10 protein-coding genes are annotated in these 11,295 nt (G+C 73.2%); 5 read left to right on the forward strand and 5 right to left on the reverse strand.

Translation table 11 applies throughout. The annotated features are described in order from the left end of the window. The first annotated feature begins 153 nt into the window (after positions 1-153). Positions 154-753, forward strand: a complete 600-nt coding sequence (locus tag ACWF9Z_RS14300; protein WP_453601720.1) for an isochorismatase family protein — start codon at positions 154-156, stop codon at positions 751-753. A 203-nt stretch (positions 754-956) separates the two neighbouring features. Further along, complete coding sequence (locus ACWF9Z_RS14305) at positions 957-1,319, forward strand: hypothetical protein (RefSeq protein WP_453601723.1); 363 nt, start codon at positions 957-959, stop codon at positions 1,317-1,319. A 99-nt stretch (positions 1,320-1,418) separates the two neighbouring features. On the opposite strand, the gene ACWF9Z_RS14310 is transcribed toward ACWF9Z_RS14305, so the two are convergent. Together ACWF9Z_RS14310 and ACWF9Z_RS14315 are read right to left on the reverse strand one after the other, a co-directional pair. Then, positions 1,419-1,718: a hypothetical protein gene (locus ACWF9Z_RS14310; RefSeq protein WP_356651641.1), complete on the reverse strand. Its 300-nt coding sequence runs from the start codon at positions 1,716-1,718 to the stop codon at positions 1,419-1,421. A 111-nt stretch (positions 1,719-1,829) separates the two neighbouring features. Then, the gene (locus tag ACWF9Z_RS14315) at positions 1,830-4,241 is read right to left on the reverse strand and encodes an immune inhibitor A domain-containing protein (RefSeq protein WP_453601726.1); all 2,412 of its coding nucleotides are present in this window, start codon (positions 4,239-4,241) and stop codon (positions 1,830-1,832) included. 382 nt (positions 4,242-4,623) lie between these two features. On the opposite strand from ACWF9Z_RS14315, the gene ACWF9Z_RS14320 reads away from it, so the two are divergent. Continuing rightward, positions 4,624-4,908, forward strand: a complete 285-nt coding sequence (locus ACWF9Z_RS14320; protein WP_453601728.1) for a hypothetical protein — start codon at positions 4,624-4,626, stop codon at positions 4,906-4,908. A gap of 103 nt (positions 4,909-5,011) precedes the next feature. Here ACWF9Z_RS14320 and ACWF9Z_RS14325 read toward each other — a convergent pair whose 3' ends face one another. Beyond that, the gene (locus ACWF9Z_RS14325; RefSeq protein ID WP_453601731.1) at positions 5,012-5,782 is read right to left on the reverse strand and encodes an RDD family protein; all 771 of its coding nucleotides are present in this window, start codon (positions 5,780-5,782) and stop codon (positions 5,012-5,014) included. 156 nt (positions 5,783-5,938) lie between these two features. Further along, positions 5,939-7,270 carry an RDD family protein gene (locus ACWF9Z_RS14330; protein WP_453601734.1) on the reverse strand — a complete coding sequence of 444 codons (1,332 nt, stop codon included), beginning with the start codon at positions 7,268-7,270 and terminating at the stop codon, positions 5,939-5,941. Between the two features lie 276 nt (positions 7,271-7,546). Here ACWF9Z_RS14330 and ACWF9Z_RS14335 point away from each other — a divergent pair, with 276 nt between their 5' ends. After that, positions 7,547-8,032, forward strand: a complete 486-nt coding sequence (locus ACWF9Z_RS14335) for an SsgA family sporulation/cell division regulator (RefSeq protein WP_453601736.1) — start codon at positions 7,547-7,549, stop codon at positions 8,030-8,032. A gap of 20 nt (positions 8,033-8,052) precedes the next feature. Here the strand turns inward: ACWF9Z_RS14335 and ACWF9Z_RS14340 are convergent, their stop codons facing one another. Continuing rightward, positions 8,053-9,495, reverse strand: coding sequence for an FAD-binding oxidoreductase (locus ACWF9Z_RS14340; RefSeq protein WP_453601739.1), 1,443 nt, complete (start codon positions 9,493-9,495; stop codon positions 8,053-8,055). Between the two features lie 156 nt (positions 9,496-9,651). Between ACWF9Z_RS14340 and ACWF9Z_RS14345 the strand changes: the two genes are divergently transcribed. After that, positions 9,652-11,145 carry a hypothetical protein gene (locus tag ACWF9Z_RS14345; protein WP_453601742.1) on the forward strand — a complete coding sequence of 498 codons (1,494 nt, stop codon included), beginning with the start codon at positions 9,652-9,654 and terminating at the stop codon, positions 11,143-11,145. Positions 11,146-11,295 lie beyond the last annotated feature (150 nt).

The raw sequence follows: 11,295 nt of genomic DNA on the forward strand, positions 1-11,295 counted from the left end.
CCACTCGGCGGGGCGGGGACGGGGGGGGTGCGGGGCCCCGCCGCCGGGGGCCCCCGGGGGGGGCGGAGCCCCCCGTTTCGGGAAGGGGCGGGGCGGGGGAAGAGCCCCCGCAGCGTCCCGCAGCACCACACACCGAGCCGAAGGACACCGGACATGCACCGCGCACTGATCGTCGTCGACGTACAGAACGACTTCTGCGAAGGCGGCAGCCTCGCGGTCACCGGCGGGGCCGACGTGGCCGCCGCGATCACCGAACTCATCGGTCAGGCCACCGCCGGGTACCGGTTCGTCGTCGCCACGCGGGACCACCACATCGATCCCGGGTCCCACTTCGCCCGCCCGCCGGCCCAGCCGGACTTCGAGACCACCTGGCCCGTCCACTGCGTGGCCGGGACCGAGGGCGTGGGCTTCCACCCCAACTTCGCCCCCGCCGTCGCCTCGGGGGCCGTCGCGGCCGTCTTCGACAAGGGGGCGTACGAGGCGGCGTACAGCGGCTTCGAGGGCGCGGACGAGAACGGTCTCGGGCTCGTGGAGTGGCTGCGGGACCGGCAGGTCACCGAGGTCGACGTGGTCGGCATCGCCACCGACCACTGCGTCCGGGCCACCGCCCTGGACGCGGCCCGCGCGGGCCTGCGCACGCACGTGCTGCTGGACCTGACGGCCGGCGTGGCCGCCCACACCACGACCCGTGCGCTGGCCGAGCTCCGCGCGGCCGGGGTGCGGCTGAGCGGGACGCCGGTGGTGGCGGGCTGACACCGGGCGCCGGGCGCCGGGCAGAGGGCTCCGGGCAGCGGGCACAGCACTGGACCCTGGGCGCCGAGCACCGCACCAATAGGACAAGCTGGGGCGGATTCCCGTCAAAGGTGCGAAGGAGACGTCCGTACGCGGGCGGGAGCTGGCAGCGTGCGCAGGGTCGGCGCCTCGGCCGACACCACCTGCCAAGGAGGCGATCTGTGATGCTCAGCTTCAGCGGACCGGCGGACGGCGGCGCACCTCCGGAGCATTCGCTCCGGGGCCGCGGCGCCATCAGCCTCTCGGCCGCGGAAGGCGGCTGGCAGCCGACCTTCGTGTGGTCGGGGGAGGGCGAGCCCTCCCGCCCCGCCGGGGACCTGCCGCTCACGGCGGGGGCCGAGCTCCTCACCCGCGAGGGGACGCCCGTGCTGGAGTTCCGGATGCACCGCACCCTGCCCTCCGCGTACAGCTTCGGGCACACCCCCGCCGAGCGGGTCCCCGCGGGCGCCTACGCCGTGCGGTGGTGGACCGTCCGCGAGGACGACGGCACGCGGGTGAGCGGGAGCTTCGGCTTCGAGCTCGGCTGAGCCGCCCTCGGCCCGCCGCCGCCCTGACACCACCCGCCGGCCCGGCGGGCTCCCGCCGTCGCCCCTCCGCCGCCCGCCGCCGCCCTGAGGGCCCCGCGCTCAGCCCAGCAGCGCCCTGATCGGGTGCCACAGCTCCGCCGCCCGGTCCGGCGCGCAGCGCCACAGCAGGCCGTCCGGGTGGTGCAGGACGGCGGTGACCTCGTCCGGGGTCGGGGGCTGGGCGTTGCCGCGCAGGTAGACGGCGCGCATTCCGAGGTTCCGCAGCCTGGTCAGGGCGCGGGCCCGGTTCGCGGCGTGCACCAGCACCCGTACGTTTCCGCCCTCGCCGGACGGTCTGGGCAGCGTGAGCGCGACGACCACACTGCCGCCAGGCAGTCTGACGAAACCTCCACCGGGCATGTCTTCATCTCCCCCGTCAATAAGAAACTCGCAACACGCATCTAAACGCGATCGGCCGCCGCCCGCTAGGGGGCGACGGCCGATCATGCTTTGACCTGCGACTTTACCGAGTTACTTAACGGCGGGGCCGACCTCGACCGTCATCTGGAGACCGTCGTACGGCTCCTTGACGATCTTGATCTTGGTGTTGGTGTCAGTGACCTTCACCGAACCGGTCGGGTTCTCGTCGTAGTAGTACTTGCCCTTGTGGTCGTCGAAGACCAGGTTGGTGGGCTTCGGCTTCAGGAACAGCTCTTCACCGTTCTTGTGCAGGGTGAAGGCATCCGTGGAGTACGCGCTGAAGGTGGCGTCGTACGGCTGGATCTTGTTCCGCAGCAGGGTGCCGTCCGACCACTTCATCGGCTTGGCGTTGGCGTCGATCGGGAGGATCAGACCGGCGCCGGGGTGCTGGCTGGTGTTGTTGTCCTTCTGGGAGGTGTCCCACTGCCAGATCAGGAGACCGTCCTGGTAGGGGTAGTGCTCCACCCAGTTCGGCTTCGTGTTGGAGAAGCCGAAGTTGTACGGACCCACCTTGAGGGTGGAGTCGTAGGACACGTAGCGACGGTTCTCCGCCAGGTAGTACTGCGCGTACTCCTTGGTGAAGCCGTTGCCGACCCGGGAGAAGCCCTTGCCGGTCCAGCCGTTGTCGCCGTTCTCGGCGCCGTCGGTGAACAGCGCGGAGCCGTCCGCGGTGATGGTGAGGGCGTCGGCCGTGAAGCCCTTGCCGCCCGCGCCGCCGTCCGTCTGATAGCGGAAGCGGAGGTCGACCTTCTTGCCCGCGTAAGCGTCGAGCGGGTAGTTCAGGTTCTTCCAGGCACCCGAGACGCCGGTCAGCGACGGGCTGCCGGAGGCGTCGGCCGGGATGGCCGCACCGTCGGCGGTGCCGGCGAGGGCGGTCCAGGTGGCGCCGCCGTCCGTGGAGACCTCGGTGTACAGGAAGTCGTACTCCGCCTCGATGTCCCACCAGCCCTTGAGGGACAGGGCCGCGGAGGACTTGCCGGTCAGGTCGACCGAGCGGGTCATGGTGTTCTTGAGGTCGTCACCCATGTTGCTCCACCACTGCGAGGAGCCCTCGGCGGGAGCGACGATCTCGGTCTTGACCTGCTTCTTCGGCAGCTCGACGAGCAGCGCCTGCTTGTCCTTGGTGTTGTACTCCGCCACACCGAGCTTGTGGGTGGACTTCGTCGCGGCCTTGGCCGTGTCGTAGTTCAGCCAGCCCAGCTGGAACTTGTCCCAGGCGTTCATGTCGCCCGGGAGGTCGCCTATGGAGTCCTTGCCGTTGCCGAGCCAGGAGCCGGCCGACATCAGGGACCAGAAGCCGACCGAGTTCTCGCCGCCACCGGAGGTGTCGTAGAGGTCCGGGAGGCCGAGGTCGTGGCCGTACTCGTGCGCGAAGACGCCGAGGCCGCCGTTCTCGGGCTGCATCGTGTAGTCGCCGACCCAGATGCCCGAGTCGCCGATCTGGGTGCCGCCCGACTTGTTGTTCGCCGGACCGGTCTTGCCGACATCGGTGCCGTAGGCGTACCAGCGGTGCGCCCACAGGGCGTTGGTGCCCTGCACGCCGCCGCCGGCCGACTCGTCCTCGCCCGCGTGGACGATCTGGAAGTGGTCGATGTAGCCGTCGGGCTCGTTGAAGTTGCCGTCGCCGTCGAAGTCGTTGCGGTCCCACTGGTCGTACTGGGACAGCTGCGCCTTGATCTCGGCGTCGGTCTTGCCGGCCTTCTTCTGGGCGTCGGACCAGGCGGTCACGCCGTCCTTGACCGTGTCCCAGACGTTGGCGCAGTTGGTCTGCCCGCAGTAGTTCGAGCCGTAACGGGCCTCGTTGTACGGGACCTTGACCCAGTCGGCGACCTCGCCCTCGACCGAGTAACGGCCCGAGGAGGTCTTCTCGTAGTAGGTCTTCAGCGAGTCCTTGCCCTCACCGGTACCGAAGTACAGGTCCTGGAAGTAGGAGCGGCTGAAGTCCTTGCGCCACGCCGTGCTGTTGTTCGTCGCACGGTCCGGCTGGGCGATCTGGTTGTGCGCGGGGCCCGGGGTGCCGCCGTACTTGGGCGCGGCCGGCTTGGGGCCGCCCGGGCCGTCCGGGTCGAACATGGTGGTGCTGTCGACCTGGTCGCCGAAGTCGACGAGGATCGTGAAGATCTTGTCGGTCTTCTCACGGCCGAGCTCGACGTACTTCTTGTCGTCGAGCTTGACGACCTTGGAGGCGCCGCGCTGCTCGACGTTCTTCTTGCCGGTCAGCACCTGCTCCAGGGCAGCCTTCTTGGCCTGCTCCTGCTGCACCGTGAACGGGCCGACGAGGTTGTGCTCGACCTTCTCCTTGGAGGAGGCGGTCGGGTCCTGACGGTCCGCGGCGGGCGCCTTCGCGCTGCCCGGGTCCGCCTGGGCGATGGTGAAGGCGGCACCGGTGGCCGCCGTGGCGGCCAGTGTCACGCCGATTGCGACGGCGCGCAGCGCCCGTCGGCTGATGGAGTTGCTGGTCACTTGATGTCGTTCCCCTCCCGCGGCCGCGACGTGGTGCGGAACTTCTCCGTAGGAGTGGGGGGTTCCGTGCGGCGCGCGTCTCAAGTGACGACATTTGACCGGAGAGTCGCGAGAAAAGACAGACCTTGACTTGTTCCTTACAACTGCACTATGCGGTCACCGAGTTCCGCTATCCGGACGTACCCCGGCCATAGGGGACGAACGGGGCCTCTCCTCATCGAGACCCGCTCGAGAATGACCCCCGTGCGCCCCCTGTGCTCCGCAGCCCTGGGTTAGGTCGCGCTTACCGGGAGTGCCACTCGGGCATCCACCGTCGTAGAGTCACTTGACGCCCGACCAGGTTGAGCCGACTCCCCCTCCCGCTTCGAGGACGGATATCGCCATGCCGCGTCCGACTGCCGCACAGCTCGCCTACGGGTCCGCCACCGTCATCGTCTCGACGATCGCCATGCTGCTGCTCTCGCAGACCAGTACGGGACTCGGCGTGGCGGTCATCTCCGCCGCGGCCCTCGCCCTCGGGCTCCTCGTCGCGCTCACCGTACCGGCTCCGCGCCGGCGCGGGAGGCACGCGGCGACGGTCCGTCCGGGGAGCGCCTCGCCGGTGCCCGACACGCTGCCGGAGGCGGTGGCGGGGCCTGCCTCCGCCGAACACCCCGTGCACCACTGAGTCCCGGGGCGCAGCGCGGCGCGGGCGGCCTCCCGAGGGGGAGACCGCCCGCGCGCTGAGCCGCGTACGTACGCCTGCCGACCGCCGCGGCGGCCCGGCCGGCCTAGCCGGCCCGGACCACCACGGTCTTGGCGACCTTGTCGTGCAGACCCTGCTTGTAGGGCTTGTCGACGAGCATCGAGATCATGAGTGCGATCGGCCACAGGCAGAAGCAGCAGATGAGCGTCGGCAGCCAGAGCACGGCGGCGCGGCCCAGCGCGGGGCCGGACGGGGGGACGCTGCCGTCGTTGAGCATCGCGACGCGCAGGCCCATCCACTTCTTGCCGAAGGTCTGGCCGTTCTTCTTGGTGAACCACCAGTCGTAGCCGACGTAGGCGGCGATCGAGATCAATGTCATGACCAGGCCGGTGCCGCTGTAGGACTTGGTGATGACCTCGGAGACGTCCTCGCCGTTGTTCGTGTCGACCGTGTAGCGCTTCGTGCCGACGGCCAGCTGGATCAGGAACAGCGGCACGGCGATGATCAGCACGTCGACGATGCGGGCGGCGAGCCGCTTGCCGAAGTCGGCGAGCGGCGGCATCCCGGCGAGCGGGTCGGGCATGCCGTAGCCGCCGCCACCCCCGTACGGGTCGCCCCCGCCCCCGTAGGGAGGCGGCGGAGGCGGGTAACCCCCGCCACCGGCGGGCGGGGGCGGGGGCGGCGGGTAGCCGCCCGCGCCGGAGCCGGGGGGCGGCGGGGGCGGCGGGAATCCCCCGGCCCCGCCCGCGGGCGGGCCGTACGGCGAACCACCCGGCGGGGGCGTCGGCTCCTGGGGCTTCTTGAGGAACGGGTCGTCCTCGGGCGGCTGGCCGGGCGGCGGCTGGTCGGTGCTCATGGCCCGAGTCGAACCCGGCCCGCCCCGGCCCGCAACGGGGACGCGCCCGTTCGGGGGAGGCGCGTGCGCGGCCGCCCCGCGGCGGCCTCCACCGGGGCCTCCACAGGGCTTCCACGGGGGCTTCCACGGGTCGCGGCGGCCGCCCGGGGCGAGCCGCTAGCGGGCCACGTACGTGCGCGCGACGCGGTCGTGCAGGGTCCGGCGGCGCGGACGGTCTCCCAGGGCCCACACGGCGCCAGGGAGGCCCAGGAAGGCGTACACGAGCCAGCGGCGCAGCGACACGCCGAAACGGGGCGGGCGCAGCGTGGCGGCGGCCAGGACGCGCACGCCGAGCAGCGTCTTGCCCGGGGTGCGGCCCCAACGGGCGGTGGGCAGGGCCTCGTAGAGGACGCCGAAGAGGAGTACGGCGCCGAGTACGAGGCCCAGCCGGCCCGCGATGGCGGCGTCGAACAGCCACACCGTGGTGGTCCGCCCGGTCGAACGGGCGGCGTCCACCTTCGCCTGCAGGTGCGCGGTCGCCCCGGGCACGAGGGGCAGCGCGGTGCCCGCCGCGACGCCCGCGTAGACGAGGGAGTCCAGGAACCGGGCACTCGCGCGGCGGGCGAACCCGGCGGGGCGCACCGCCCGTTCCGCCATCCGCTCGAAGACGGCCCGCTGGGTGGCGGGGCGGGCGACGGGCGGGGCGGGTGGGGCGGACGGGGCGGGCTCGGGCGCCGCCTCGGCCGAAACGGCGGGTACGGCAGGCCGCGCGCGGTCCGCGAGCTTCGTGGACGCCGCGGGCGCGGCGTGCGCGGCGCGGTCCCCGTCCAGGTCCCCGTCCACGCCCGTGTCCCAGCCCCGCGCCCGCTCCACGGGCGCCGCACTCCGGGCGGGCTTCGCCGGCGCGGCCGGAGCCTCCGGGGCGGCCGGGGCCGGCCAGAGCGGAGCCGGCGCGGGGGCCTCCCTGACCGGGGAGCGGGCCGACAGGATGCCGACGCCCTCCGGGGCCGGGGAACCGGGGATCCGCGCGGGCACGGGCACGGGACGGGCGGCCTGGGCCGGAGCCGGGGCGGGGGCGGGAGCCGGGGAAGGAACAGCGGCGGGAGCGGGGGCGGGGGCGGGCGGACGGGCCAGGGAGATCCCCGCCGGTCTGACGGCGGCGGCAGGCGCCTCGTGGCCCCAGGAGACGCGGTCGTCGCGCGGCCCGCCGAAGCCGGACTGGTGGAAGCGGTCGGCCTGCCACACGGCGGGGTCCGGCCCGGGGTCCGGCCCGGGGTCCGGCCCGGGGTCCGGCTCGGGTGCGGGCCACCGTTCGGGCTCGCGCAACGCCTCCGTCACACCGGTCTCGTCGAGGAACACCGGACCCGTCTCGTCGGCGGCGACCGCGGGGCGGCTCGTACCGGGAACCCAGTTCAGGCCGTTCCAGAACCTGACGTACCCGGGGATGGACGGATCGGGGTAGTAGCCCTCGCGGGCCGTGTGCTCGCCGTCACCAGGGGAGGCCGTCAATGTCCCCAACTCCGATCGTGGCTTGAGGCTTGTGCAGGGGTGGACCATAGCCAAGAACCGCCCCCCGACAGGTCCGGTAACGGGAGAATCCAAGCCTTTGAGCGAACGCGGTCCCACACGCGCGATTTCGGTCACCCGACAGAATTCGGCCAATCGGCGAAGTGACCCGGGAAGTCGCGTCATACCCGGCCGCTTCGGCGCTCTCTCCGGGTGTGGGGGCCGGTCCCCGGCCCGCACACCCGGTAGAACACGCACACGCACCCGAGTGAGGCCGCCATGCACCACCCCGTCATCGAACGCGAGCTGGAACTGAAGCTGGTCCTCTCCCCCGAACGCAGCGTCCCCGTCCCCGCCCGCCTCCTCTACCTCACGGACGACCCCTACGCCGTGCACATCACCTTCCACACCGGCTCCAGCACCCCGGTCAACTGGACGTTCTCCCGCGAGCTGCTGGTGGAGGGGGTGTTCCGCCCGTGCGGCCACGGAGACGTCCGGATCTGGCCCACCAAGGTCGACAACAGGGCCGTGCTCTGCATGGCGCTCAGCTCCCCCGACGGCGACGCCCTCCTGGAGGCCCCCGCCACGTCCGTGTCCTCCTGGCTGGAGCGCACCCTGCGGATCGTGCCGCCCGGCACCGAGGCCGACCGGCTCGGCCTGGACGCGGCGCTGGCGGAGCTGCTCACCCCGACGCCGGCCGACGACCTGTGGATGCGGGACCCGTGGCCGTCGGACGAGTCGGCGGAGGGGGCGCAGGAGGGGTGAGCGGAGCAAGGGCGGGCGGATCAGAACAGCTTGCCGGGGTTGAGCAGTCCCTCCGGGTCGAAGGCGTGCTTGACGGCGCGCTGCATCTCCAGCCCCACCGGGCCGAGTTCGCGGGCGAGCCATTCCCTCTTCAGGACCCCGACCCCGTGCTCCCCCGTGATGGTCCCGCCCAGGGCGAGGCCCAGCGCCATGATCTCGTCGAAGGACGCGCGGGCCCGCCGGGTCTCGTCCTCGTCGGCGGGGTCGAAGCAGACGACGGGGTGGGTGTTGCCGTCACCGGCGTGCGCGCAGACCCCGATGAGCAGGCCGTGGTCGCGCGCGATGGCCGCGGTGCCGTCGAGCATCTCGGCGAGCCGGGTGCGCGGTACGCACACGTCGTCGATCATCGTCGCGGGCCGCAGGGTCTCCAGGGCGGTCAGCGACATCCGCCGGGCCTGGAGCAGCAGTTCGGACTCGGCCTCGTCCTCGGCCGGTACGACGGCGCTCGCCCCGGCGGCGGTGCACAGCTCCCCCACGGCCGCCAGGTCCTCGGGCGCGTGCGGGGTGTCGAAGGCGGCGAGGAGCAGGGCTTCGGTGGTCTCGGGCAGGCCCATCCTGCCCAGCGCGTTGACGGCGCGGACGGTCGTACGGTCCATCAGCTCCAGCAGCGAGGGCGTCAGCCCCGCCTCCATGACGGCGCAGACGGCTTCACAGGCGGCCGCGGCCGAGGGGAACTCGGCGGCGAGCGCGAGCTGGCGCGGCGGCGCGGGGCGCAGGGCGAGGACGGCCCGGACGACCACCCCGAGGCTGCCTTCGGAGCCGACGAACAGGCGGGTGAGGTCGTACCCGGCGACGCCCTTGGCGGTGCGCCGGCCGGTGCGCATGAGCCTGCCGTCGGCGAGGACCACGTCGAGGCCGAGCACGTACTCGGCGGTGACCCCGTACTTGACGCAGCACAGGCCGCCGGAGGCGGTGCCGATGTTCCCGCCGATGGTGCACTGCTCCCAGCTGGAGGGGTCCGGCGGGTAGTACAGGCCGCGCTCGGCGACGGCGCGGGAGAGGACGGCGTTGACGACACCGGGCTCGACGACGGCGATCCGGTCGACGGTGTCGATCTCCAGGATCCGGTCCATCTTCACGAGGGACAGCACGATGCAGCCGTCGGAGGCGTTGGCCGCGCCCGACAGGCCCGTGCGGGCCCCCTGGGGGACCACGGGGACGCGGAGCGCGTGGGCGGTGCGCAGGACGTGCTGGACCTGTTCCACCGTGCGGGGCAGAACGACCGCGGCCGGGGTGCCGGCGGCGCAGAAGCTCGCCATGTCGGTGGCGTAGGAGACGGTCACCTGAGGGTCGGTCAGCAGCGCCTCGGGCGGGAGGCCTTCGAGGAGCAGCGCGTGGAGCCGGGCGTCGGGCCGGGCGTCGGACCCGGCGTCGGACCGGGCCCCGGAAGGGGAGCGGAGCGGGGTGGAGCGTTCGTCGTCCATGGGGCCAGCGTGGCAGTCGGGGCCATCGGTGTGAACACGCCCGCGACGTTCTTCGGACACCTCGGCGAGCTCTTCATATTGACGCACAGTGACTCCATGGAGCCTATGCGTGAGACCCGCCTCTCTCAGGAAAGGCAGCAGCACGCTGTCCCACCTGTGACCTTCACCGGCCGCAAGACGCTCGTGGCGGCGGCGGTCGCGGTGGTCCTGATCGCCGGAGCCCTGCTGATCCGACCGGCCCGCACGGGCGACGACGCGCGCCCCCCGGGACCCGGCGAGCGGGCCCGCGCGGCCGTCGGGGTGGGCGCGCCCGCGGCGGCGGCGGACCTCGCGGCGCTGGTCACGGACCGGGAGAAGTGGCTCGCGGGGCACGCGGACGACGACGCTTCGTGGGCGGTGCTCGGGTCGGCGTACCTGGAGCGGGCGCGCCGGACGGGCGATCCGGCCTGGTACCCGAAGGCGGAGAAGGCGCTGAAGCGCTCGCTGGAGGTGCGCCCGGTCGAGAAGGGCAACTTCGACGCGATGACGGCCATGGGCGCGCTGGCCAACGCCCGGCGGGACTACGGGACCGGGAAGCGGTGGGGCGAGCTCGTACGGGCGCAGGCGCCGAAGCGGTGGACGGCCTACCCGGTGCTCGTGGACGCCTACGCCGGACTCGGCGACTACAAGGCGGCCGAGAAGGCCATGGAGCGGCTCGTGGACCTGCGGCCGGGGCTGGTGGCCTTCGTCCGGGCCTCGCAGGTCTACCGGGACCGGGGCTGGCGCGAGGACGCGGCCATGTCCATGGAGCACGCGGGAGGCGCGGCGAAGGCCCCGGCGGAGAAGGCGTACGTGCTGTTCCGGCTCGGGGAGCTGGCCTGGGAGCGCGGCGACGAGCAGGAGGCGCTGCGCCAGTACGAGGGTGCGCTGCGCACCGATCCGGCGCAGGCGGAGGCCCTGGGCGGCCGGGCGCGCGTGCTGGCCGCGCTGGGGCGCGGCGGGGAGGCCGTACGGGACTACCGGCTGGCGCTGGGCCGTGCGGCCTCGCCGGGCCTGTCCCTGGAGCTGGGCGAGCTGCTGGAGTCGCTGGGGCGCGGGGAAGAGGCGCGGACCGTGTACGGGGGCCTCGCCGCGCAGGTCGCCCGGGGCGCCGCGCGGAGCGGTGTGAACGAGGAGCTGGTCCTCGGCCGGTTCGAGGCGGACCACGGCGAGCCGGCGGCGGCGGTACGGCGCCTCACGGCGGAGTGGGCCCGGCACAAGAACCTGCCGGTGGCGGACGCGCTGGGCTGGGCGCTGCACAAGGCCGGCGACGACACGGCGGCGCTGGAGTACGCGAAGAAGGCCACCGAGCAGGGTCTGCGGCTCGCGGAGTTCTCCTACCACCGGGCGATGATCGAGCGGGGGCTGGGCGACGACGCGGCGGCGCGGCGGTACCTGCAGGAGGCCATGCGCACGAACCCGCGGTTCTCGCCGGTGCGCGGGCCGCTGGCCAAGGAGGCCCTGGCGTCGATCGGCCAGCCGCCGGCGGGCGGCCCGGAGAACATGCAGCCGACCACCCCGTGGGTGGCGCCGGAGCTCCCGAAGGCGAAGCCGGTGCCCAGGCCGGCGGCCAAGCCGACGCCGTCCGCGCCGAAGCCGAGCGCTCCGAAGCCGAGCGCGGCGGCACGCTGACCCGCGGCGGGGCCGGACGGCGCGCGGCGCCGCTCCGGCTCCGCCGACGACGGCGGCGCGGGGTCCCCCCGCCCCCGGGTCCCCCCCCCGCCGTAACCTTTCCCCCCATCTACCACGCGCGCGCGAAATCCACAAAAACCGCCGGGGATT

The organism is Streptomyces sp. NPDC054961 (genome assembly GCF_053609145.1).